The following is a 23,651-nucleotide window of genomic DNA, read 5'->3' as shown; positions in this document are numbered from 1 at the left end:
CGTCACGAACTCCACACGGGGGGACGCTTGTGCAAGACGGCTCCCATCCCCTCCTGCGCGTCGGGCGCCATCGCGTTGGTCGCCATGACTTCCGACATCGCCTGGTACACATCAGGTTCGGCCCGATCGATCTGCTCGTAGAACGCGCGCTTGCCGATCGCGAGGGTGTCGCTGCTCGACGATGCGATGCGTCCGGCAAGGTCGGCGACGGTTTTGTCGAGTTCGGTTGCGGGGACGGCGACGTTGATGAGCCCCCAGTCGACGGCGGTCGCCGCGTCGACCATCTCGCCGGTCAACAGCATGTGCATCGCGCGTTTGCGTCCGACCGCGCGAGTCAACGCCACCATCGGCGTCGAACGGCACAGACCTATCTTGACGCCGGGTGTGCAGAACCGCGCAGCATCGGATGCGATCGCCAGGTCGCACATCGCGACGAGTTGACAGCCCGCGGCGACCACCATGAAGGCGGCGCAACCCCGCCGTCGCCTCGCGCATCGTCGCGAGCGACAGGGGGTTGCGTCGCCGTTCGTCGTCCAGCGTCAGGACGCCGACTCCGTCTTATATGTCACGCTCGCACCCGTGGGGCAAGGCTAATCCGGCAGCACCTGTGCCCGCAGGCCGATCTAGCCGGCGAACGGCGCCAGCCGCGTCGGCTCCTCGATCACCGAGTAGTGCGACGCGTCGCCGGTGAGGATCTCTCCCGTGCGGCCGTCGGCGTTCACCGGAACGTCGCCGGCGAGGGTGATGCGGTGCAGCTTGCGGTCTTGCGCGCCGAAGTCGGCGATCCCATAGTGCTGGGTGGCGCGGTTGTCCCAAATCGCGACATCGCCAAGGCTCCAGTTCCAGCGGAACGTATTCTCCAACTTTGTGATCCGGTTCTGCAAAAGCTGGTAGACGGCGCTGAACTCGGCGGGCTTGAGACCGATGAACTCTTTCACGAAGTGGCCGAGCAGCAGGGTCTTCTCACCGGTCTCCGGGTGCACCCGGACCACCGGGTGAATGGTCTGGTACTCCTTGCTCGTGAATTCCTCGTAGTGGACGACGCGACGCTCGACCTGGGTGTCGTCGATGTCGACGTCGTTGGTCACGTAGTCGTAGAAGTTGGTGTGCTTGGCCCACAGGTTGTCCACGAGCGCCTTCAGGCTATCGGGGAGTTGCTCGTACGCGGCTGTGGTCGACGCCCATGTGGTGGCGCCGCCCCAGGTCGGCAAAGTGACCGCGCGCAGGATCGACGCCTTCGGGATGCGGTCGACGAACGAGACGTCGGTGTGCCAACTGTTCGCGGCGCCCTCGATCGTCAACAACTGGTCGCCACGCGACGTGACAGTCGGGTGCGGCAGGGTCGGGTCACCGAGCAGCTGCGCGAACGCGTACTGGCTGTCGTCGTCGAGATGGCCCTGTCCGGTGAAGACGATGGCCTTGTTCACGGCGAGCGCCAGCCGGACCGCCTCGATCTGGTCCGACGGCACGTCTCCGCCGAGCCGCACGCCGCCGATACGCGCGCCGATGTGTTCGCCGAGTCGGTCGACGGTGATCCCCGCGTCGGCATAGACAGACTGGATCTCAAGATCACGGTCGGTGGAATTGGAGACGGTGACGGTCATTGTTTTATCGCCTTTCATCTGGGCATCGGATATGTCTATCCGATGAGTAAGTGCGGAGCCAACGGATGAACGAATAGGGGATGTCGAACTGAATTCTCCACTACGCGATCCGCTGATAAAAGAGAGTTCTACCGATTCGGTGATGTCAGTCAATCATGCGACCACGCTAATCATCCAGAGATAGATTCACGGTGAATTCAAGTGCCGATCGGTCAGTCTGCGAGATCTTCGGCCTGCTCGTCGATCGCCTTTCGGACAGCGGCGGGAACCTTGACCTCTCCCGGACGGTAGGACACTGCGACCAGGTTCGACGGTGCGCGGAACACGCCTCGTCGACGACGCAGTTCCGGATCGACCGGCCCCCTCGCGTCGAGTCCCACCGAGATGCCGGTCCACGGTGCCATACCGACCAGCTGCACCGCGCGAGGCAACTCCGCGACGGTGATCTCGCCGTCGGAGCCCGCCGCGCTGACCGTGAAGTTCCATCGCACATCGGCTGTCGCCTCCGCTCGGAGCGTGACTGACCTGGTGCCCGGCGGCAGGATCCCGGACACCCGGCTGATCCGGCCGTACGAGTTGAACACGAACGTGAGCTGCCCGTCCTCCACAGCCAGCAGGTAGCCGCCCTGCACGTCACCATGTGCGACGAGGACGCCCTCGTCGTCCGGCGACCATCCGTCGAGTTCGACGATCACCTCGAAGTCCCGGTACGCGATGAGCCTGCTCGAGCGGTACCGCTCCAGCGGCGGAGCGCCCGCCAGGATCCGCACGTTCGACTCGTACCGTTCGCGTTCGGCTGGCCGCCTGCGTTGGGCGTCGCCCGGCGTGTCGAACAGCGGGAACACCGTGTTGCGCCAGGCCGCTTGGTCCCACGCCGCCGCGAGTTCGGTGACGATGTCGGGATGCTCGGCGGCGACGTCACGCGTCTCAGCCGGATCGATTCGCATGTCGTAGAGCTCCCACCTGGGGCGATCGACGTGCGACGGGTCGCCGTCGTGCAGCGACAGCAGCTTCCACCCGTCGCGGTAGAAGCCGCGGTGTCCGCCGAACTCCGCGTACTGCTCGGTGTGCGGGGACACCGCGTCGCCGTCGCGGAGCACGTCGACGATACTGACGCCGTCTCGGTCGGCGGCCGGTCGTCCGTGTCGCCTGGCAGGCGTCTGGACGCCCGCGAGGTCCAGCAGGGTCGGTGCGAGATCGGTGACATACGAGAACTGCCTGCGCACTCCGTTGTCGTCGGCGTCGCGCGCCAGCCCGCCGGGCCATGAGATGACGAACGGTACCCGGACTCCGCCCGCGAAGGTTTGGCCCTTGTAGAAGCGGAACGGTGTGTTCGACGCCTGCCCCCAGCCGCGCGGGTAGTGCACGCCGAGTTCCGGGGAGCCGATCAACGACTCGTCGTGCGGCACGTCGCGCTCCCAGTCCGGTGGCACCGGACCGTGCACGAACTGGCTGAAGTACGACCGGGTTCCGACGGGTCCGCCCTCCGCGGTGCCGCCGTTGTCGGAAGTGAACACGACAATGGTGTCATCGAGTTCCCCCAGATCGTCGAGCACGTCGAGGAGCCGGCCGACGCTCTGGTCGACGCTGTCGACGAGCGCGGCGTACACCTCCTGGTAGCGCTGGAATCGGTCCTTCTCCACGTCCGAGAGGCTGTCCCACGGCGGCGCGTCGTAGCCGGGTTCGGTGTTGCGTTCGGCGATCGGCGTACCCGGGTCGAACAGGCCGGAGGCGACCTGTTCAGCGAATCGACGTCGCCGCACCTCGTCCCAGCCGTCGGCGTACCGGCCGCGATGCCGGTCGAGGTCGTCCGCCTTCACCTGGTGCGGACCATGCATGGCGATGTGCGCGAAGTACAGGAAGAACGGCTTATCGGCATCGTGGGCGCGCAGCGCTTTGATCTGCGACACCGCCCGATCGGTCAGGTCGTCGGTCACGTAGTAGCCCTCGGGGTACTCGTCGACGTCGACCACCGAGTTGTCGGCGATCAACTGGTTCGGGTGGAAGAACGAGTTAAGCCCCTCCAGCGAGCCGTAATAACTGTCGAATCCGCGCTGCAACGGCCATGACCGGCGGGATCGGCCAGGGCTCATGTCGGCATCTCGGACCAGATGCCACTTGCCGACGGCGAACGTGGCGTAGCCGGACTCGCGCAGAATCTCCGGGAGCGTCAGCACGTCGTCGGCCAGTTCCAGCCGCAGCCCGGGGAAACCGGGATCGGAGTTGGCTACGCTGCCGTACCCCGCACGGTGAGGATTGACGCCGGTCAGTAGCGCGGCGCGGGCCGGCGAGCAGACCGGCGTCGTGTGGTAGTTGCTCAGCCGGTACCCGGTGTCCGCGATGCGGTCGATATTCGGCGTCGGAATCTCCGATCCGAACGGACCGATATCGGAATATCCCATGTCATCGATCAGAACGACGACTATGTTCGGCGCTTTACTCTCCGGTGTTCGGTCCGCAGGCCACCATGGTGTCGACTGCGAACTGGTCCGCCCCACAGTGCCGCCGAAACCGCCATATCCGCGAGCGTAATCGGGAATCTCCTGAGTCATATCGAAAGAATGCGCCTCACGATATACAGCGTGCAAAGATTTAATTCTCGGTGAGTGGAAGTGATTACAAATTCGCTTCTGTGGCGAATCATTCGATGCCAGTCGCTCGCCTCCCGGCGGCCGTTGTCCGCCGAATCAAGAAAGCAGCCCCAACTCATGTTCCGATCCAGACGCCTGCGCGCTGTGTGCGCACTGGTCCTGACATTCGTCACCGTCGTCGGGCTCACCGCATGCCGCAGCGCCGTCGACGCGCAGCAGGGCCCAGCGACCCGGACCGGCCCCGTCCAGCGAGGCGGCGAACTCCGCGTCGGTGTGATCGGCGACCTCTCCCCCGCCAAGTTCCTGCAGATCGGGACCGGCGGGCCGAACGGCCACGTGGTCGCCAACGTCTTTGACACGCTGGTCACTTACCCGCCCGAATCGTCGAAGCCGAAGCCGTCGCTGGCGACGTCGTGGACGCTGGCACCGGACGGACTCGCCCTCACCCTGAACCTGCGCGAAGGCGTCACGTTCCACAACGGAAAGCCGTTCACCTCGAACGACGTCAAATCGTCGATCCTCGCCTACCTCGGCGGCCCGTGGACCCCGCAGTTCAAACGAACCGCGGCCGCGATCACCGCGTACGACGTGAGCGATCCGCATCGTGTGAGGTTGACGTTCGCACATCCGGTGAGCAACATCTTCGACCTTCTCGACTCCGCACCTATCCTCGACGGCGACACCCTCGACGGCCTCAAGGCTGGCACGACGTTCAACGGGACAGGTCCGTTCCGGTTCGAGTCGTGGACCCCGAACTCGACCATCCGAATGGTGCGTAACGACGACTATTGGGGCGGCGCCCCACCGCTTGACGCGGTGACGCTCGTCGAAGCCACCGACCCGAAGTCGCTGTACACCCGGTTGCGGACCGGCCAACTCGACATTGCCGAAGAGCTGAGTGCGCAAGACCAGCAGTTGGCGTCCACCCGTTACGGCTTCACCGACATCCAGCTGACCGGAGCCGAGTCACAGGTGTACGTCGGTATCAACGTAGCGAACCCGGCGCTCGCCGATCCGCGGGTCCGTAAAGCGATCGCGTTCGCCGTCGACCGGGAACGCATCATCACCGACGTGTACCGCGGCTCCGGCTATCCGGTGAACGTGCCGTGGCCGAAGACCTCCCCCGCCTACGACGAGGCCGCCAACCACACGTACCGCCGGGACGTGGACAAGGCGCGAGAACTGCTGCGCGGCGTCGGCCCAATCGGGCCGATCGACCTCGACTACACGTCGACGGGCAACACCTTCCGGGTGATCGCCGAGATCGTCCAGTCCAATCTGCGCGACATCGGGATCACCGTGAACCTCGTGCCCAACGACGAGGCGGTGCAGGCCAAGAAGCTGATCGGCTCACAGTTCCCCGGGCTGTGGATCCTGCAGCACGCGTTCGCCCAGTTCACGCCGTCGACGCTCGCGGTCAGCGCCTACCCGTTCAACGCCAAGAAGAACTCGTCGAATTTTGTGAACGCCGAGTACTCGGCGGCGGCCGACGCCGCGTGGGCCACCCCGGATCCGACGTCGCCCGAAGCGGTCGCCGCCTACCGACGCCTCGACAAGGTGTGGCTCGACGATCTGTTCCTCATCGAGATCGGCGTGCTCCTGACACGGGTCACGGCGGCACCCGACGTCCGCGACGTCGGGTGGGATCACCGCGTCCAACTCCATTTCGCAAAGACCAGCCTCACCGACCCCGATCGGAGCGCGTAACCATGACCGGCTACCTGTTGCGGCGTATCCCGACGGCGCTGATCGTCCTCGTCGCCGCGTCCCTGCTCATCTTCGCCGTACTCCGGCTGATCCCGGGCGGACCGGAGTCCGCGCTCGCCGGCCCGGATGCCACCCCGGCGGATCTCGCTGCCATCCGGCACGATCTCGGGTTGGACCGAGGGTTCTTCGTCCAGTACTTCGCGTGGCTCGGCAGCGTGCTGACCCTCGACTTCGGTACGAGTTACCAGATCGGCGGCGACATCGGCGACCTCGTGTCGTTCGGCCTGACGAACACCCTCGTCTTGACCGTGACCGCGGGAGTCCTAGCGATCTTGCTCGCGTTCGGATTGTCGCTTGCCGCGACGATCCGACCGAACCGAGCGGTGAACGCCCTCCTCACCGGCGTGAACGCGGTCGCTATCGCGTTGCCGACATTCGTTGTCGGCACCGTGCTGATCGCGGCGTTCGGCGTCGGCGGCGGAGTGCTGCCCGCGGGCGGGACGCCGCCCGACGGCCTGAGCGACGACCTGTGGATCACCGCGCAGTATTTGGTGCTGCCTGCCGTCACACTGGGGCTCCCCGCAGGGGCCATGCTCTCGAGGTTCCTCACCGAGTCCCTGCAGACCGAACTCGCCCAGCCCTATGCGATCACCGCGATCGCGACCGGGGCGTCCCGCCGCGACGTCGTCCTCAAACACGCGCTCCGGAATGCGCTGCCGTCGACGATCACCGCGTTCGGGCTGATCGTCGGCGCACTGCTCGGCGGAGCAGTCCTCGTCGAAGCGATCTTCGGCTGGCCGGGGCTCGGGATGCTCACCGAAGAAGGCATCTCCTCGCGCGACTACCCGCTCGTGCAGATCCTCATCCTCCTGTCGGTGTCAGTGTTCGTGCTCATCCAGCTCGCCGCCGACGTAGTCCATGCCTGGCTCGACCCCCGTATCCGATTGGCAGGTTCCCGATGACCACCACAGACGTCTCCCGCAACGGCATTCGCGTCGACGGGATCGATCCGGGCCTGGTCCCCGAGTCGCCCGCCGACCGCGACGAAATCCGTCCCCGAAAACCCCTGTACCGCAGCTTGTTCCACGGCAGCGGCTTGTTCGGCACGGTCTTGGTTCTCGCTGTCGTCGCCGCCGGACTACTCGGCCCGCTGTTCACTTCGTACGGCGCCGAGCAGCAGATCGACGGCGCGTATCTGCTCCCGCCGAGCAGCGACCACTGGTTCGGCACCGACGACGTGAACCGCGACGTCCTCACCCGTGTCCTCGTCGGCATCCGCATCGATCTGCTGATCATCGTGATCGCCGTCCCGGTCGGCGCGGCGATCGGGACGCTCGTCGGCCTCGTATCCGTCTCGGTGCGCGGCCTGGACGCTCTCGCTCAACGCGTCTTCGACGTGATCCTCGCGTTTCCCGCTCTGATTCTCGGCATCGCGCTCACCGCGATCCTCGGGCCAGGCACGCTGACCGTCGGCATCATCATCGCGATCGCCGAAATCCCCGTCTTCGGCAGGCTCGTCCGGACGTCGGTCCTGAGGATCCGCGAGCAGCCGTACGTCGAAGCTGCACGAGTCAGCGGTGCGAGCACGCCACGCATCCTGCTCAAGCACGTCTTCCCGAACTCGGTGGAAGCACTCGGCGTGCAGTTCGCGCTGTCGCTGTCGCTCGGTGTGTTCATCGAAGGCGCCTTGAGCTATCTCGGAATCGGCGTCGTCCCGCCGACACCGTCACTCGGCGGTGTCCTCGCCGCAGGCAACAGCTATCTGGAGACCAACCCGTGGTTCTCCGTCGGACCGTTGATCGTCATCTCGGCCCTCGTCCTGGGCCTCTACCTGATCGCGCAGTCGATCTCTAACGACCGGAGAAGCCTGTGACACTCGCCCTCGAAGTGTCCGACCTGCACGTCAGGTTCGACTACCCTCGCCCCGCCGTCGCGGGCATCAGCCTGTCCGTCGACCGCGGCGAGATCGTCGCGCTCGTCGGCGAATCCGGTTCGGGTAAGACGATGACCGCGCGCGCCGCCATCGGCCTACTCCCGGCGGGCGCCGCCGCGACGGGCTCGGTGAAAGTCGACGGCGTCGAAGTCCTCGGCCGATCCGAGCGGGAGCTCACCGCCATCCGCGGCGACCGGGTCGCCATGGTCTTCCAGGAGCCGCAGACCGCACTCAACCCGGTGCAGACCATCGGTTGGCAGCTGCGACAGGCGTTGACCCGGCATCGCAAGCTCTCTCGTAGTGAAGCGCGTCGCCGCGCCGTCGAACTGTTGACGCTGGTCGAGATCCCGGAGCCGCAGTCCCGGGACGCCTACTACCCGCATCAATTGTCCGGGGGCCAGAAGCAGCGTGTCGTGATCGCCCTCGCTCTCGCCAGCGACCCCGCTCTGCTGCTGGCCGACGAACCGACTACCGCGCTCGATGTGTCGGTGCAGCAAGAGATCCTCGAACTGCTGGTCCGGCTCCGCGACAAGACCGGAGCCGGAATCCTGCTCATCACCCACAACCTCGGGGTCGTCGCCGAGATCGCCGACCGAGTCGTCGTCGTGCAGTTGGGCGAGACCATCGAGACTGCTGGCGTGCATGAGATCTTCGCTGCCCCGCAACAGCCGTACACCCGCCAACTGCTGGCCGCGGTTCCCCGCCTGGACGTCACGGCAGGCGAAGCCGGTGGCCGGGGAGTCGACGCCGCCGATGATCCGGTGGTGCGGGTAGACGCCATCACCGTGACGCATCCCGGCCGTTACGGAGCGGGGGCGCACACCGCGTTGTGGGACGTGTCGCTGCAGGTGGCTCCTGGTGAAGTCCTCGGCGTCGTCGGCGAATCCGGCTCCGGAAAGACGACCCTCGGCCGCGCCATCGGTGGGATCCTGCCGCTGGCGTCCGGACGGATCCTCGTGGACGGCGACGACATCGCAGACCTGTCCGCCAAGGAGCTCAAGGCCGTCCGACGGCGGATCGCGTTCGTGCCGCAGGACCCGTCCGCGTCGCTGAACCCGCGGTTCTCGGTAGCCGAGTCGATCCGGGAACCACTCGACATCCAAGGCGTTGGGAGTCGGGTGTGGCGCGCCGAACGAGTGACCGAACTGCTGTCGGCCGTGCAACTGCCGACGGCATTCGCGTCACGGCTGCCGCACGAACTGTCCGGCGGACAACGTCAGCGCGTCGCGCTCGCGCGTGCTCTCTCGGCTGATCCGGAACTGCTGATCGCCGATGAGCCGACAAGCGCTCTCGACGTGTCTGTGCAGGCGCGGGTGCTCGAACTATTCGCCGACCTGCAGGCCGAGCTGGGATTCTCTGCCCTGTTCATCAGCCACGACCTAGCGGTGGTCCGGCAGGTGTCCGACCGGGTGACGGTCCTCCGGTCCGGCCGCGTCGTGGAGACCGGGGCGGCCGACGCGTTGTTCGCGTCGCCGACGACCGACTACACGCGCTCGCTCGTCGCCGCCGTCCCGGTTCCCGATCCCGACCGGGATCGCGCCGGGAGACGTGCCGTCCCGGTATGAGTCGGCTGTACCGGTCTAGCTCACGCTCCGAGCGCCTGCAACGCGCGGTCCGCGTGTACCCCCATGCTGACCTCGGACGCGATCACGTCGGCGATCACGCCGTCCGATCCGATCGCGAACGTGGTGCGCTTGGTCGGCATGACCGACGACAGCAGGCCGCTGCGTCGAACGCCGTAGTCGTGGGCGACGCTCCCGTCCACGTCCGACAGGAGCGGGTAGTCGAGCGAATGTTTCGCAGTCCAATCCGATTGCTTGGACACCTCGTCCCGGCTGATCCCGACACGCTGCACTCCCGCCTGCGTGAACTCGCTTGCGAGATCCCGGAAGTGGCACGCCTCCTTAGTGCACCCCGGCGTGAACGCCGCCGGGTAGAAGAACAGTGCGACGGGGCCGTCGGCGAGGAGTTCGGAGAGTCGGCGCGTCTGCCCGTTCTGGTCGGGCAACGCGAAGTCAGGGGCACGATCACCGGTCTTCATGGACTCCACCGTAGTCGGCGTCCGCACGACATGTCGCGGGCGATCACGGGCAGTCGAGCCGAGCCCGCACCAGGCCCGCCGCACGGTCGCGATCAGCATGCGGCGGCGCGGTGCCGCGGCGTTGCGTGAAGCCTGAGTCAGACGAGCCCCGCATCGTGCATGAGGATCGCGACCTGAACGCGATTGGACGCACCGAGCTTGCCGAAGATATGTGAGATGTGAGCTTTCACAGTGGCCACGCCCATGTACAGTTCGGCGGCGATCTCCGCGTTCGACGCACCTTTCGCCAGGCAGGTCGCGACGTCCCGCTCACGGTCGGTGAGGTCGGCGATCGCACGTTCGGCCGACTGCGACCGGTCGGCGCCGTTCGAAACGACAACCTGCTTGATCAGCGCCGCCGTCACGGACGGGCTCAACGCGGGCTGCCCGCTCAACACGTTCTTGACCGCCGCCACGATGTCGGCGGGCGGCGTGTCCTTCAACAGGAACCCGTCCGCACCGACGGCGAGCGCACGCACGACATAGTCGTCGGCGTCGAACGTCGTCAGCACGATCACCGACGGCGCCCGATCCAACGCTTTGAACGCGGCCGTCGCAGCGATCCCATCCATCACCGGCATCCGCAGGTCCATCAGGACGAGGTCGACGGGGTCGATCGCGTGCTGGTTGAGCGCGTCGCCCCCGTGACCCGCTTCGGCGACGACGTCGAGTCCACGGTCACCGCCGAGGAGCAGCCGCAGGCCGGACCGGACCAGCGGATCGTCGTCGACCAGCATGATCCGGCTCGGTGCGCTCTCGGCGTTCGGTCCACCCCGTGCGTCCACGCCGCTCCTTATGTTCATCCCGCCCCGCTGTTCATCTCGACGGTTCTGTGTACCGCTGCCACGGTAACCACACAGCGAGCACGAACGTGCCGCCGCCCGTCGTCCGATGATCTTGACGGCCGCCCGCGAGAGCGACGCGCTCGGCGAGCCCGATGAGCCCGAAGCCGGACTCGGGCGGCGTCTGCCCGGCGGCGAGCGACAGCGGATTCTCGACGTGGATGTCGACGCCGCGGCCCGGCTCACCACTCAACGACACTCGAACCCGGCTGGCGGGTGCGTGTTTGCGGGCATTGGTCAACGACTCTTGGACGCAGCGGTACACGGTTCGCCCCAGCACTGTCGGCAGCGCATCGACGTCGAGATCGCAGTGCACGTCGATCCGCATACCGGTTCGACGATTCTCCTCGATCAATTCCGATACCTGCGCCGCTGTGGCCTGCGGACGTTCCGGATCGGCGTCACCCGGTCCGTCCCGCAGCACGCCGAGCACCTCCCGCAATTCGGTCAACGCTTGATGCGACGTCTGCTGAATGGTCTGTGCCGTCTCCTTCACTTCCTCCGACGACAGGTCGTCCCGGAACGCAAGCGCTCCCGCATACATGCTGACAGCCGAGATGCGATGTGCGAGAACATCATGCATTTCGCGGGCGATGCGGGCACGTTCCGCGTTTTGCGCTTCGCGAACATGGGCGGCCTGCTCGGCCTCGCTGAGCAGTGCGCGCGCCCGCCAACTGGCGAGCAGTTCTCGGCGTGAACCGATGTACATGCCCCACGCGATGACTAGCGCGGCGATCATCACCAACAGTGCCGCATCGAGAGTGGTCAGCTCGGCTTCGTCCGGCGCTCGCAACACGTACTCGCTGGCAAACATGCACGTGATCGTCAGCAGCGTCTGCGGGACGATCTCCTTCCACCGCCGACGCGTCGACAACGAGACGAGCGCCAACACCGCTGGGCCGCCCGCCGTCGTCGACACCACACTCATCAAGTTGGTGATCGTGGCGACGAGCACCGGGTGCGTTCGCCGATAACGCATCACCATCGCCAGCGCGACCAGGCCGAGAGTGAGGTCGAATGCGAACCACCAACGATGCTCGCTCCACTGGTACGCGGCACGCGGTGCCCATCCGAGCGCCGACACCGCCACGACACCGATGATCCGCCACGTATGACCCCACCAGTTGAGGGTCGGTTGGTAATCGGCGGGACGCACGGGATACACGGTAGTCGCGTCGGCCGCGGTGCGACCTCCACCCGGGGTCGACGCCGATCTCATACTTTCGGATGATGTGGAACTGTCCCCGAGACTGATGACAACGCCGGCCGCGGGGACGACCATTGACGTCATGATCGAAGTCAAGAATCTCACGAAGCGCTACGGCGACTTCGTCGCCGTCGACGACGTCTCGTTCACCTGCAAGCCGGGGCGGGTGACCGGATTCCTGGGTCCGAACGGCGCAGGCAAGTCAACGACCATGCGAATCATCGCCGGTCTGACCCCCGCCGGATCGGGCACCGCCACCATCAATGGTGTCGCCTACCGTGACATTCCCAATCCGGCGACGCACGTCGGCGTCCTGCTCGACGCGTCGGCGCAGCATGCGGGCCGCACGGGAGCCGAGATCCTCCGACTGTCGGCAATCACGTTGGGGGTCCCGTCGTCTCGCGTCGACGAAGCCCTCGCGATGGTCAGCCTGACTCCGCAGGAAGCCGGGCGGCGCGTCCGCAACTACTCGCTCGGCATGCGTCAGCGCCTGGGCATCGCGAACGCGTTGCTCGGCAATCCGAGCGTCCTGATGCTCGATGAACCCGCGAACGGCCTCGACCCTGCGGGCATCCACTGGATGCGCACGCTCCTGCGCGGTTACGCCGATCGGGGCGGCGCCGTCCTCCTCTCTTCGCACCTCCTGCATGAGATAGAGATCATCGCCGACGACCTCGTGGTGATCGGCAATGGGCGGATCGTCGCCGAAGGCACGAAGGAAGCGCTCCTCGCAGGTACCGGCTCGGTGGTCCGGGCGGTCGACAACAACCATCTCGGCCAGGCCCTGCACGCGGCGGGAGTCGTCGCCCACCCAGCGGACGGCGGCGGTTTCCGCGTCGACGCGACCCCCGACGTCGTCGGCCGCATCGCGCTCGACGCACAAGTCCACCTCATCGAACTGCGTGGCGGCGACGGGGCCCGCCTGGAGGAGATGTTCCTCCAGCTCACCCAACAGAACCAGCGCGAACAGCCACAGGGAGTCCAGTGATGACCGCGACCACACAGCCCGCGCCGGCCGTCTTCACCGGCCCCGGCATCCCGTTGAGCCGACTGATCAAGGTCGAGCTCCGCAAACTCGTCGACACCCGCGCCAGCTTCTGGTTGGCGGCGTCCATCGCCGCTATCTCGGCAATCATCGGCGTCGTCGTCTTGATCGTCGGTCCAGGCACATCCGATCCCGGCCCCTCCGGTTCACCGGGGACGGACGGGAACATCACATTCGCGAACTTGTTCGACCTGATGACCGCTCCGATGGCCTTCCTGCTGCCGGTGATGGCGATCCTGCTGGTGACCAGTGAGTGGAGTCAACGCAACGCCCTCACCACGTTCACGATGGAGCCGCGACGCGAACGCGTCATCATCGCCAAGCTGACCGTCTCGGTCATCGCGTCGATCGCCGCCGTCGTGATCGCGCTCGCGCTCGGTGCGCTGTGCAACCTCATCGGCGGGCTGATCTACTCCAACGGAGGAGTGTGGTCGATCTCCGCGAGCGCGCTCATCTCGGGACTGCTCAACATTCTGGTAGGCGTGCTCATCGGATTCGCGTTCGCCGCACTGCTGTTGAACACGCCCGCAGCGATCGTCGCCTACTTCGTCGTGCCGACGGTCCTGGAGATTATCGGCGCCGTCGTGCCGTGGATCAACGACCACCTGATCGACTGGATCCGCCTTCCCATGTTGGAGTCCTCGCCGTCGGGCTCGGACTGGGCGCACTTTCTCGCCGGTTGCGTCATCTGGTTCGCGGTCCCCTTGTTCTTCGGTGTCAACCGAATAATGCGTTCAGAGGTGAAGTGATCGGGAGGGATCACTCCATCTGGAGGAACTGAACGCGAAATAACGCGGTCGGTGTGCCCGAGTTTCCCCGGGCACACCGACCGCGTTCTTCCTGGGTGCCGGGCTACGCGTGAGACGCCCCCGGAGATGCGTAGGCGTTCGGATCGAATTCACGTGTCACCGAACGGTAGGTGAAGGTGAATCCCGGCCAGTTCTGGGTATTCTTACCCGCCGCCGTCGTATACCAGCCGTCGCATCCCGTCGCCCAGACCGTCGTGCCGAGCTGCCGTTGGATGTCCGCGTTATAGGCGTCCTCCACGTCTTGACGGACCGTGAGCCACCCGGCCCCGCTGCGATCGATCTCCCGCACCGCGTCGACGATGTACGCGAACTGAGATTCGAGCATGTAGACGATCGAGTTGTGCGACAGGTTCGTGTTCGGCCCGTAGAGCATGAAGAAGTTCGGGAACCCGGCGACGGTGATCCCCAGATAGGCCTGCGCTCCGCCGCTCCACGCATCGTTCAAATCTTCGCCGCCGAGGCCCGTCACCGTCATCGGCGACAGGAACTCGGTTGCCGCGAACCCGGTGCCGAGCACGATGGTGTCGACCTCGTGCAGCTTGCCGTCGGCCGTCACCACTCCGTCGGATTCGATCCGCTCGATGCCCTCGGTGACGACGTCGACGTGGTCGCGGACGAGTGCCGGGTAGTAGTCGTTCGACATGAGGATGCGCTTGCACCCCATCGGGTCGGTCGGCGTCACCTTGCGGCGCAGTTCCGGATCAGCGATCTGCTTCTTCAACGACCGCAGGTACCTCTTCTCGGCGAGCGAGATGAACACCTTGCCCATCGTGGACCCGTTGAACGCGAATCCACGCGGTTCCAACCACGCGTACGTCGCCAGCCGGGACGCCTTGAGCAGTGCGGGGAAGCGCGTGAACGCGGCGATCGCTCCGCGCCGATACGGATAGTCGGGTTTGACGAGGACGTGCGGCGCATGCCGCTGAAACAATTCGAGGCTCGCGGCGCGGTGAGCGATGTGGGGGACGAACTGGACCGCCGACGCCCCGGTCCCGATCACTGCGACCTTCTTGCCTTCGAACTCGTAGTCGTGATCCCACGTCGACGAGTGGAACATCGTCCCGGCGAAGCCGTCGATGCCGTCGATCCGCGGGTAGGCGGGGCGACTCAACTGGCCGGTCGCCGCGATCAAGATGTTCGCGCGATGAGTCTGCCCGCCGCCCAGGTCGAGGACCCATTCGCCAGTCGTCTCGTCGAAGGCGGCACCGAGCACCTCGGTACCGAACCGGATGTTCCCGCGGAGATCGAACCGGTTAGCGCAGTCGTTCAGGTAGCCGAGGATCTCATCCTGGCCGGCGAACCGCCGAGACCAGTCGGGTTTTAGCGCGAACGAGAACGAGTACAGGTGCGACGGCACATCGCATTCGGCGCCCGGATACTCGTTGTCACGCCACACTCCCCCGACGTCGTCGGCCTTTTCGAAGATGACGAAGTCGTGGTAACCGGCTTGGGTGAGCTGCGCGGCCATCCCGATGCCGCCGAACCCGGTGCCGATGATGGCGATCGACGGGCGAGAATCTGCTGTCATGCCCTCACGGTATAGCCGCCGCCACACGATCGGCAGGTGCACGACGGCACAAGAGTTACTCGTTTCGGCAACGGCGTCAGCGGCCGGTGCGACGCCGTACATACTCGGCGGGGCCGCAGCCGTGCCAGCGACGGAAGGCCTGCGAGAAGCTCGAGACTTCGACATAGCCGAGGCGCTGCGCGGTCTCGGTGACCGTGAGTCGCGCACCCACCAACATCTCCTCGGCCAGCCGTGTACGCATCTCCTGCAACAGGCCGCGATACGAGGAGCCTTCGCCCGCGAGCCGGTGACGGAGGGTTCGCGTGCTCATCGTGAGAGCGCGGGCGGCCTCGTCCGCGGTCGGCGGATTCGCCGGGTCGATCGTCAACAGATCTTGGACGCGTGCCGCCAGCCCGGACCGGGCCGCCCGCGTACGAAGCAGGTCACGGCATTGTGCCTGCGCGAACGCAGCCGCCTGAGCGTCGCCGCGCGGCAACGGCTCGTCGATGACGTCTCGCGGCAAACGCAGCAACGTCTCGTCACACCCGAACACAGGCCGGGCGTCGAACAGGTCGAGGTACGGCTCGACGTCGTCGGGCTCGCCGAATGCGAACCGGGTCTCGAGCGGGCGGTCCGGGTCGGCGACGAGGTCACGCGCTATCGTCCGTACCGCGGCGAGATCCCGTTCGACGACGAATCGTCGTAACGCCGCGGGAACGTCCGGTGCGGTGAACACCAACTCGAACCGGTCGCCGACGTCACGCGGCTCGATGTTCGAGAACGCGAACGTCAGGTCGTAATAGCGCAGCCCGACCTCTACGGCGCTCCGCAGGGTTGGACTGCTGATGAGTGCGAACCCGAATATCCCGTACGTCGTCAGCTGGTAGCGGGCGCCCGCTCGCACGCCGAGGCCCGTCCGGTCGCCGAGCGCGTCGACCAGGTTGCCGACGACGACAAGTTCCTGCCGGAGCTGAACCTCCGAGTCCGGGCTCGTCACGACGTCGACGTTCAGTCCGGTCCCGGCAAGCGTCTGCTCGTCGGACAATCCGGCGTCTCGGGCGAGGCCCAGTGAGACGAGAACCCCCGCCGACGACCGCGGGATACTCCAATCCATCGTGACCTGCGGTCAGCGCATCACGGCAGGCGTTCCGGAACGCTTGACCTGTCGACGTCTGCCGCCCGTCCACCCGAAGTAACAGACCGTCACGATGGTGAACCAGATGGCGCCGACGACGAGTGCGATTCGGCCGTCCTTGTTGAAGAACAGCAGGATGATGACGAGCAGCAGGAAACCGATGGTGATGATCGAACTGACGAGGCCGCCCGGAACGCGATATCCGGAGTCCGGCAGCACTCCGGCGCGGACTTTGAAGCGGTACACCACCTGGCACAGGACGATCGTCGCCCAGACGACCACGATGCCGACCGTCGACACCGACGTGATGTAGGTGAACGCGTGATCCGGGTCGACGACGTTGACGATCACGCCGATCGCCATGACGACGGCGCTGAGCACAATGCCCGAGACTGGGACCTGGCGGCCGGACAAGTTGGCGAGGGCACTCGGCGCGTCGCCGCGCTGCGAGAGCGATCGCACCATGCGCCCGGTCGAGTAGATGCCCGAGTTGCACGACGACAACGCGGCGGTGAGCAGGATGAAGTTGACGATGCCTGCCGCACCCGGGATTCCGATGTATTGGAACACCGCGACGAACGGGCTGGTGCCCTCGTGGAAGTCTTTCCAACTACGGACCGACAGGATGACCAGGAGCGAACCGACGTAGAAGATGCCGATGCGGAACGGCACCGAGTTGATGGCGCGACGGAGCGTGACACGCGGATTCTGCGCCTCACCCGCGGTGACGCCGACGAGCTCGACACCGACGTACGCGAACATGACGATCTGCAAGCTGAGCAGCGCGTTGGTGAAGCCGGTCGCGAAGAAGCCGCCATCGCTCCACAGATTCGTCACCGATGGTCCGACGTCCGGTCCCAGCCCGGAGATCGGGAGCAGTACGCCGATGCCGATGATGATCATGCCAAGGATGGCGGTTACCTTGATCGCCGAGAACCAGAACTCGGCGCGGCCGAACAGTCCGACGGAGATCAGGTTCGCGCCGAACAGCACGATGAGCGCGACGAGCGCCGTCACCCACACCGGGATCGACGGCCACCAGTAGTTGATGTACTTGCCCGCCACGGTGATCTCGGCCATGCAGGTGGTGACCCACACCGCCCAGTACGTCCACCCTTGGCTGAAGCCCATGAATCGACCGAGGAATTCGTCGGCGTACTCGCTGATGCCGCCGGAGATCGGCCGGTAGAGCAGGAGGTCGCCGAGGGATCGCATGACGATGAAGATCGCCAGACCCGCGACGGCGTACGCCAGGATCAGCGCCGGGCCCGCCTTTTCGATCGCGCCGCCCGCACCGTAGAACAGACCGGTGCCGATGGCGCCGCCGATGGCGATCATCTGTACGGTGCCGGACGTGAGGCCTCTCTGATAGCCCTCGTCGACGCTCGTGTCGTCAGCCTTGTCACTCTGCGGTGTAGACGTCACCGGCGTTCCTCTCTAAGTGTGCGTTGTGCAGCGGAGGTGAATCTACCCTCGTCGTGTGTCTCGCTTGTTACCTGGTTCACGTGGAAACCACTAAGCATCACAGGCGGTCGTGCTCCGCCAGTAGGATCGCCACGGTGGGGACCGCTGAGGGCATCGAGTACGCGTCGATATCACCGTGGGAGTGGGGGTGCTGCGGCGAGGTGCCCGTTCCCGGAGCGCGGATCGACGGGATTCTGACCGCGCAACCAGTGTCGGCGCCCGACCGGTTCGTTGTCAGCCAACCGTTCTCGTGGGTCCGCGAACTCGAGCTCCTCCGGTTCGCCGACTATTCGGCGCACTGGAATCCCGCCGACGGCGACCCGACGGCGCAACCTATCGGACTCAGCGTTTCGTGGCACGACGACGCAGCGGCGACGTATCCTAGCGTGACCGGGTCGGTGATCCAGACGTACGAGATCACCTACGGCGCGGATGTGCCCGGGGCACCGAGAGATACGACCCCGAAGACGTATCGACGAGTCGATGTTGTCGAACGATACATGGACATGGACCGGGAACCGTATGGTCTGCTGGTCGGTTTCGTTCCGGATTCGTGCACTGAGCCGACTACCGCAGAGATTGCCAACTATCAGGCGAAGATCGAACGGGCGTCCCGCGCAATCAGCCTCAACGGGCCCGCGACCGCTTTCGGCGACGTCGTCCCGGCCCGCGGTGATGTCTTGCGCATCGACCTCGCCGACCCTCGGGTCGGGCTCTCGCGCAATCGGTTCGGTGTCGCCGGTGTCGTCAGCGGTGTGATCGAACAGGTGGGCATGTTCATTCCTGATGCGAGCGGGCTGTGGTCTATCGTCGCGTCTGTGCCGGCTGGTACTCCAGCGGACACGCTCGACCGGGAACTGTTCGTCACGCTCGTCGTCGATCGTGCTCCGCTCTCACGATGAACGGGCCAGCGACCGCATTCGTTCGACGAGGACGTCGAGCCAGCCACCAACATTGCGGCGGGCGTCCACCGTGTCGGGGTATCGGCATCGCAGATGCAGTCCAGCGTCGTCGAGGATGAACCACAGCATGACGCCATCGGTGCGGATGACCGCGCCGACGTACTGCGCGTCGATCGTCCGCGAGTCGATCTGTACTGGGAGGCGCCGGAGGTCGAGCCACGAGATCGCGAACATGCCCGCTCTCTCCGGCATGTCGCCGCCCCACGCGTCCAGGACGTCGCGCAGCGGCCACGAACCGAGTCGCACCGCTTCGCGTACGGCGTCGGCGCTCGCCGTCGGATCGGGATCGGCCGATTCCAGCACCGAGTTCGTGATGAACCAGCCGACCGACTCGTGCCAGGTGTCTTCGTATCTGCTGTGCACCGGGAACACCGCGCGCAGCGGTGCGTCCGCGAGGTCACGGGTCACCGAGGTCATCACCGACACCGCGAGCGATAACGTCGACACCCCGTCGGCGCGGGCTTGCGCGGAGAACTTCGCACTGTCGTCGACGTCGAACACGTCACGCACCTCGACACGCTCGGGCTGAGGTTCGGCGGGCCCCAACGCCAGCGGGAAGCACGGCATCACGCCGCCGCCTGCCGTCAGGATCTCGTCCCACCGGCGGTGAACGTCGGCCGGGGCTGTCGGACGCGCCGCGAGCACACGTGTGTGGTCGACAAACGCCGCGGCTGTTGGCAGCGACGGGAAACCGCCCGCCGATATCCCGGCGAGCAGATCCCTGGCGACGACGAGCATCGACCACATGTCCACGTGCGAATGGTCGGCCGCGACGACGATCGTCGACGACGTCGCCGTCTCCAACACACACAGACGATGCGAAGGTGACGCGTGCGGCGAGCACGCGACGTCGAGGACGCCACGGAGAGCTTCGTTGACCGCCTGGCCCGGCCCGATCGGATGCTCGACCCAGCCGCCCGGACTGATGTCGACTTCGAACAGTCGTGGTCCGTCGTCACCGGGGGTGAACACCGTTCGCAGCGTGTCGTGCCGTTGGATCACGGCGAGCCACGCCGACGCGAGAACGTCGCGATCCACCGGCTGGTCGAGCCGGAACGAGAGCGCCATCCACGACCCGGGTCGATCCCCCGCACCGACGTGCCGCCGCTGGTCGAACGAGACCGGTTGCTCGGTGCCAAGGTCACCGACATGCACGTCGTACCCCCACAGCCTGCCGAAAGGGAGTCGCAGGTGGCCGACGTTGGTGAGACGCATGCCGGTGTACGCTACGCCTCATCCAGACCGCCGCAACTCCAGGAGAGACCGTGCTCGCGTTCGATGTTCCCGGAGCCCGAATCGCCACCGAGTTCAGCGACGAAGGCGGACAGCCCGTCGTCCAACTCCACGGTCTGACGTCGAGCCGCTCGCGCGACCGCGTGCTCGGCATGGACCTCGGCCGGGGCCTCTCCGGCACACGTCTACTGCGGTACGACGCGCGCGGCCACGGCGAGTCGACCGGCGCGATGGTGCCCGATGACTATCGGTGGACCAATCTCGCCGACGACCTCCTGCGACTCCTCGACCACTGGTTCCCCGGCGAGCGCGTCCACGGTGTCGGTCCGTCGATGGGCGCCGGAACGCTGTTGCATGCGGCCGTCCGCGAACCCGAGAGGTTTTCGAGTCTCACTCTGATGGTCCCCGCGACGGCATGGGGCACCCGCAGCGCCAAAGCCGAGGAGTATCGGCGGTCGGCCGACATCGTCGAACAGAAGGGGCTGAGTGCATTCGTCGCGTCGGGAGCCGACAGTCCACGTCCTCCAGCGTCAGCGGACGCACCTCCGACCCTGCCCGCCGTCGCCGAATCGCTGCTGCCCTCAGTGCTGCGCGGCGCCGCGCTCAGCGACCTGCCATCGCTCGATGACATCACCGCGATCGCCGTGCCCACGACGATCCTCGCCTGGATCGACGACCCCGCGCACCCCCTGTCGACGGCGCAGACACTCGTCGACACGCTGCCTAACGCATCGCTGACCGTCGCTCGAACCCCCGACGACCTGGCGCAGTGGCCGACACTTCTGCACGATTCACTGGCCTGAGGCGCGCTTCACGAGCAAGCACCCGTTCGCGGCGGTACCGACGCATGCCGCGCCCGCGCCGCAGGCAAATCGAGTCGGCGAGTCGAACTCTGATAATCGAACATAGTTGCCCATCTATTGTTAGATAGACAACAGTTGGATAGAATGGACCTAGCAGTCCACACGAACTCAGACAGGAGGACCGACATGACCACCGCCGACACGTTCGCCCTCCCCGAGTCGCCACTCGAGCTCGCCCGACTGGCCGACGCAGTCGCCGTCGCGCTCGCCGGAGCGAACCTCACTCCGCTCACCGACTCCGAGATCGTGGACACCGTCACTACGCTCGAACGCACGCACCGCCGAAACGATGGCGTCGACGCCAAGCTGTACGTGGAGGTCTCCGACCGCAAGGCGTTCATCAAGGTCGGCTGCACCAACCAGAACCAGTTCTACGACGGCGTCCTGCGGCTCGGTGCCGCGGCCGGTAAACGTCGGCGTCTCGCCGCCGCCTCGATCGGCGCGTTCCATAGCCTTCACGGCGAGCCGCTTGAGCCGGTACTCCCGGCCACCGCCGACGCGGTCGCCGCGGGCGAGATCGGTGTCGACCATGTACTCGTCGTGGCCGACACGATGAAGAAGATCCCCGCCAGCATCCCTGTCGACCTCACCGTCGATGCGGAAGCTCAGCTCGCCGAAGTCGCCACCTCGCTCACCCCGCGCGACCTCACCATCGCGGGCAACGCCCTCCTCGAACGCCTCGACCCAGACGGGGCGCTCACCGACGAACACGATCGTCAACGCCAACGCAGCCTCACCCTCGGCGCGCAGGACCGTCGCCTGATGTCCACACTCACCGGAACCCTCACCCCGCAGGCGCGCGCCAAGGTCGATGCACTGCTGATCCAGTGGGCCGCCCCGGGGATGAACAATCCCGACGACCCCGAGTCCCCTCGCGGCCCGGCGAGCGCCAAAGGCCTCGACCCCGAAGCGGTCGGCGCGGCGGCAGCACGAGACTTCCGCTCCACCGAGCAGCGCAACCACGACGCGCTCGACGCTCTCCTCACCGCGCAGATCAGCGACGGTGCGCTCGGCCGGCCGTCCAACTTGCCCGCCCACCTCGTAGTGACCGCCGACCTGAAAGACCTCGAAGCCCGTGCCGGCGTCGCCCTCACCGCGACCGGCACGCGACTGCCGGTCGCTGACCTCGTCGACCTCGCCGCCGACGCGACTCCGTGGCTCGAAGTGTTCGCCGACGCGACGTCGCAGATCCTCTACCTCGGACGCGGGAAGCGACTCGCGTCACTGTCCCAACGACTCGCACTGTTCGGTCGCGACCGGGGTTGCACAGCTCCCGCCTGCAGTACCCCGTTCGTCCGGACCCAAGCCCACCACATGCCGGACTGGCAGCACGGCGGCCCCACCGACGTCGACCATCTCGGTGCCGCGTGCGGCGGCCACAACCGCAGCGTCCGGAGCGAGCCCGGCGGTTGGGAGACTGTGATCATCACCCACGGCCCCCATCAAGGCCGCGTAGGCTGGCGCCGCACCGGATCCGGTGATCCCTGGCAGGTGAACCACTCCGCTCACCCAGACAAACTCCTCCGGCAAGAACCCGGCCCCACGGCGCCACCTGGACGCGAACCGCCTCGCCCTTCTCACGTCCGCGAGATCCGATCCCACGGATCACGCATCGAACGCTGGCTCAGTTGTCGAATGCCCGCCCGACCCGAAGCCGCTGAACCCGGTGTCCAACTCGTAGTACACCCGGTCGATACCCTCGACGCATGAGCTTCACAGGCTTCCCCGAAGCGGCCCTCGACTTCTACGACGACCTCGAGATCGACAACAGCAAAGCCTTCTGGGACGCGCACCGCGACGTCTACCGTGATGCCGTCGCCGCGCCGATGGCCGCCCTCGCCGCCGAGTTGGCCGACGAGTTCGGCGACGCGAAGATCTTCCGCCCGTACCGCGACGTGCGGTTCTCGAAAGACAAGACGCCGTATAAGACCCACCAGGGAGCATTCGTCGCCGTCGCGCCTGCGACCGGCTACTACGTCCAGATCGGCGCCCCCGGCGTGCGTGTCGGGGCAGGCTTCTATCACGCCGAACCTGAACGCCTAGCCTTCCTGCGCCGCGCCATCGACGACGATCTACACGGTGCCGAACTCGAGAAACTCGTGGACGGACTGCAGCGACGAGGGTGGGACATCGACGGCGACCAACTCAAGACCGCGCCCCGCGGGTGGGCAATAGACCACCCGCGGATCGAACTCCTCCGACACCGGTCGTTGATCGTCAACCGCGACTACGGGTTCGAGGGAATCATCCACACTTCGGATCTCGTCGACGAAATCCGCACCCACTGGCGACAAACGCGACCGCTGCTCGACTGGCTCGTCCAGCACGGCGGATGAGTATGCTCATCGCGCTCGCTGCGGGCCGACGACACTGGGTCGGGCGCCGCGCCGAACGGGACAGCCTTGGCCACCGGTCGGACCGCGAACGCCAATGCGCCGTTGTCGACTGGCGCGATGTCGTCGCCATCGCTTGTGGCGACTGGCACTCGGTCGGACTTCTCGCCGACGGAACCGCCGTCGCGGCAGGCGGCGGCCCTGCATGTGACGTGTCCGACTGGCGAGATGTCACCAACGTCGCAGCGGGCAGCCATCACACGCTCGCACTGCTCGACGATCGATCGGTCGCCACCTGCGGCGACTTCTGACCCTGGCTATCGCCGCCGACGACTG

General features: G+C 66.3%; 20 protein-coding genes and 2 pseudogenes. 12 read left to right on the top strand and 10 right to left on the bottom strand.

Translation table 11 applies throughout. From position 1 onward, the window contains the following. Nucleotides 1–2: 2 nt before the first annotated feature. The 3 genes and pseudogenes from MP11Mi_RS12270 to MP11Mi_RS12260 form a co-directional block, all read right to left on the bottom strand. Nucleotides 3–461 (bottom strand): annotated as a pseudogene (locus MP11Mi_RS12270) (enoyl-CoA hydratase-related protein); the annotation flags it as partial. A gap of 162 nt (nucleotides 462–623) precedes the next feature. Continuing rightward, nucleotides 624–1,604 carry a TauD/TfdA dioxygenase family protein gene (locus tag MP11Mi_RS12265; RefSeq protein WP_420039194.1) on the bottom strand — a complete coding sequence of 327 codons (981 nt, stop codon included), beginning with the start codon at nucleotides 1,602–1,604 and terminating at the stop codon, nucleotides 624–626. Between the two features lie 212 nt (nucleotides 1,605–1,816). Continuing rightward, a complete protein-coding gene (locus MP11Mi_RS12260; RefSeq protein ID WP_420039193.1) occupies nucleotides 1,817–4,156 on the bottom strand; it encodes an arylsulfatase in 2,340 nt (779 codons plus the stop codon). A gap of 156 nt (nucleotides 4,157–4,312) precedes the next feature. On the opposite strand from MP11Mi_RS12260, the gene MP11Mi_RS12255 reads away from it, so the two are divergent. The 4 genes from MP11Mi_RS12255 to MP11Mi_RS12240 are packed head-to-tail and all read left to right on the top strand — an operon-like array spanning nucleotide 4,313 to nucleotide 9,400. Further along, nucleotides 4,313–5,902: an ABC transporter substrate-binding protein gene (locus MP11Mi_RS12255; RefSeq protein WP_420039192.1), complete on the top strand. Its 1,590-nt coding sequence runs from the start codon at nucleotides 4,313–4,315 to the stop codon at nucleotides 5,900–5,902. Between the two features lie 2 nt (nucleotides 5,903–5,904). Then, nucleotides 5,905–6,864: an ABC transporter permease gene (locus MP11Mi_RS12250; protein ID WP_420039191.1), complete on the top strand. Its 960-nt coding sequence runs from the start codon at nucleotides 5,905–5,907 to the stop codon at nucleotides 6,862–6,864. Continuing rightward, the gene (locus MP11Mi_RS12245; RefSeq protein WP_420039190.1) at nucleotides 6,861–7,775 is read left to right on the top strand and encodes an ABC transporter permease; all 915 of its coding nucleotides are present in this window, start codon (nucleotides 6,861–6,863) and stop codon (nucleotides 7,773–7,775) included. Before MP11Mi_RS12250 ends, MP11Mi_RS12245 begins: the two co-directional genes overlap by 4 nt. Then, nucleotides 7,772–9,400 carry an ABC transporter ATP-binding protein gene (locus MP11Mi_RS12240; protein ID WP_420039189.1) on the top strand — a complete coding sequence of 543 codons (1,629 nt, stop codon included), beginning with the start codon at nucleotides 7,772–7,774 and terminating at the stop codon, nucleotides 9,398–9,400. The genes MP11Mi_RS12245 and MP11Mi_RS12240 overlap by 4 nt, the downstream gene beginning before the upstream one ends. A gap of 20 nt (nucleotides 9,401–9,420) precedes the next feature. Here MP11Mi_RS12240 and MP11Mi_RS12235 read toward each other — a convergent pair whose 3' ends face one another. Beyond that, nucleotides 9,421–9,876 carry a peroxiredoxin gene (locus MP11Mi_RS12235; RefSeq protein WP_420039188.1) on the bottom strand — a complete coding sequence of 152 codons (456 nt, stop codon included), beginning with the start codon at nucleotides 9,874–9,876 and terminating at the stop codon, nucleotides 9,421–9,423. Here MP11Mi_RS12235 and MP11Mi_RS12230 point away from each other — a divergent pair. After that, the gene (locus tag MP11Mi_RS12230; protein ID WP_420039187.1) at nucleotides 9,875–10,012 is read left to right on the top strand and encodes a hypothetical protein; all 138 of its coding nucleotides are present in this window, start codon (nucleotides 9,875–9,877) and stop codon (nucleotides 10,010–10,012) included. The two genes, MP11Mi_RS12235 and MP11Mi_RS12230, sit on opposite strands and share 2 nt — an antisense overlap. Before the next feature lies 1 nt (nucleotide 10,013). Here MP11Mi_RS12230 and MP11Mi_RS12225 read toward each other — a convergent pair whose 3' ends face one another. Together MP11Mi_RS12225 and MP11Mi_RS12220 are read right to left on the bottom strand one after the other, a co-directional pair. Next, nucleotides 10,014–10,652 carry a response regulator transcription factor gene (locus tag MP11Mi_RS12225; RefSeq protein ID WP_420042085.1) on the bottom strand — a complete coding sequence of 213 codons (639 nt, stop codon included), beginning with the start codon at nucleotides 10,650–10,652 and terminating at the stop codon, nucleotides 10,014–10,016. A gap of 79 nt (nucleotides 10,653–10,731) precedes the next feature. Further along, the gene (locus MP11Mi_RS12220; RefSeq protein WP_420039186.1) at nucleotides 10,732–11,913 is read right to left on the bottom strand and encodes a sensor histidine kinase; all 1,182 of its coding nucleotides are present in this window, start codon (nucleotides 11,911–11,913) and stop codon (nucleotides 10,732–10,734) included. A 133-nt stretch (nucleotides 11,914–12,046) separates the two neighbouring features. On the opposite strand from MP11Mi_RS12220, the gene MP11Mi_RS12215 reads away from it, so the two are divergent. After that, nucleotides 12,047–12,952, top strand: coding sequence for an ABC transporter ATP-binding protein (locus MP11Mi_RS12215; RefSeq protein ID WP_420039185.1), 906 nt, complete (start codon nucleotides 12,047–12,049; stop codon nucleotides 12,950–12,952). Next, nucleotides 12,952–13,758, top strand: coding sequence for an ABC transporter permease (locus tag MP11Mi_RS12210; RefSeq protein ID WP_420039184.1), 807 nt, complete (start codon nucleotides 12,952–12,954; stop codon nucleotides 13,756–13,758). The genes MP11Mi_RS12215 and MP11Mi_RS12210 overlap by 1 nt, the downstream gene beginning before the upstream one ends. A 103-nt stretch (nucleotides 13,759–13,861) precedes the next feature. Here the strand turns inward: MP11Mi_RS12210 and MP11Mi_RS12205 are convergent, their stop codons facing one another. The 3 genes from MP11Mi_RS12205 to MP11Mi_RS12195 all read right to left on the bottom strand — a co-directional run bounded on the left by MP11Mi_RS12205 (nucleotide 13,862) and on the right by MP11Mi_RS12195 (nucleotide 17,885). Beyond that, nucleotides 13,862–15,346 (bottom strand): flavin-containing monooxygenase, encoded by a 1,485-nt coding sequence (locus tag MP11Mi_RS12205; RefSeq protein ID WP_420039183.1) that lies wholly within the window; start codon nucleotides 15,344–15,346, stop codon nucleotides 13,862–13,864. Between the two features lie 76 nt (nucleotides 15,347–15,422). Further along, nucleotides 15,423–16,439 (bottom strand): AraC family transcriptional regulator, encoded by a 1,017-nt coding sequence (locus MP11Mi_RS12200; protein WP_420039182.1) that lies wholly within the window; start codon nucleotides 16,437–16,439, stop codon nucleotides 15,423–15,425. A 12-nt stretch (nucleotides 16,440–16,451) separates the two neighbouring features. Further along, entirely contained in the window at nucleotides 16,452–17,885 is a 1,434-nt protein-coding gene (locus tag MP11Mi_RS12195; protein WP_420039181.1) for an amino acid permease, read from the bottom strand. A 134-nt stretch (nucleotides 17,886–18,019) separates the two neighbouring features. Here MP11Mi_RS12195 and MP11Mi_RS12190 point away from each other — a divergent pair, with 134 nt between their 5' ends. Next, nucleotides 18,020–18,826 (top strand): hypothetical protein, encoded by an 807-nt coding sequence (locus MP11Mi_RS12190; RefSeq protein ID WP_420039180.1) that lies wholly within the window; start codon nucleotides 18,020–18,022, stop codon nucleotides 18,824–18,826. Here MP11Mi_RS12190 and MP11Mi_RS12185 read toward each other — a convergent pair. Next, nucleotides 18,821–20,101: pseudogene (locus MP11Mi_RS12185) on the bottom strand (condensation domain-containing protein); the annotation flags it as partial. The gene MP11Mi_RS12190 and the pseudogene MP11Mi_RS12185 sit on opposite strands and share 6 nt — an antisense overlap. 50 nt (nucleotides 20,102–20,151) lie before the next feature. Between MP11Mi_RS12185 and MP11Mi_RS12180 the strand changes: the two are divergent. The 4 genes from MP11Mi_RS12180 to MP11Mi_RS12165 all read left to right on the top strand — a co-directional run bounded on the left by MP11Mi_RS12180 (nucleotide 20,152) and on the right by MP11Mi_RS12165 (nucleotide 23,626). Then, nucleotides 20,152–20,922 carry an alpha/beta fold hydrolase gene (locus tag MP11Mi_RS12180; protein ID WP_420039179.1) on the top strand — a complete coding sequence of 257 codons (771 nt, stop codon included), beginning with the start codon at nucleotides 20,152–20,154 and terminating at the stop codon, nucleotides 20,920–20,922. Nucleotides 20,923–21,108: 186 nt separating this feature from the next. Next, nucleotides 21,109–22,692, top strand: a complete 1,584-nt coding sequence (locus MP11Mi_RS12175) for a DUF222 domain-containing protein (protein ID WP_420039178.1) — start codon at nucleotides 21,109–21,111, stop codon at nucleotides 22,690–22,692. After that, a complete protein-coding gene (locus MP11Mi_RS12170; protein WP_420039177.1) occupies nucleotides 22,689–23,318 on the top strand; it encodes a DUF2461 domain-containing protein in 630 nt (209 codons plus the stop codon). The genes MP11Mi_RS12175 and MP11Mi_RS12170 overlap by 4 nt, the downstream gene beginning before the upstream one ends. Next, complete coding sequence (locus tag MP11Mi_RS12165; RefSeq protein ID WP_420039176.1) at nucleotides 23,315–23,626, top strand: RCC1 domain-containing protein; 312 nt, start codon at nucleotides 23,315–23,317, stop codon at nucleotides 23,624–23,626. The genes MP11Mi_RS12170 and MP11Mi_RS12165 overlap by 4 nt, the downstream gene beginning before the upstream one ends. Nucleotides 23,627–23,651 lie beyond the last annotated feature (25 nt).

It is taken from the genome of Gordonia abscondita (assembly GCF_032711245.1).
In the GTDB taxonomy this organism is placed as follows: Bacteria; Actinomycetota; Actinomycetes; order Mycobacteriales; family Mycobacteriaceae; genus Gordonia.
Note: the sequence above shows the minus strand (reverse complement) of the source record. Positions and strands in the feature narration are given on the sequence as shown.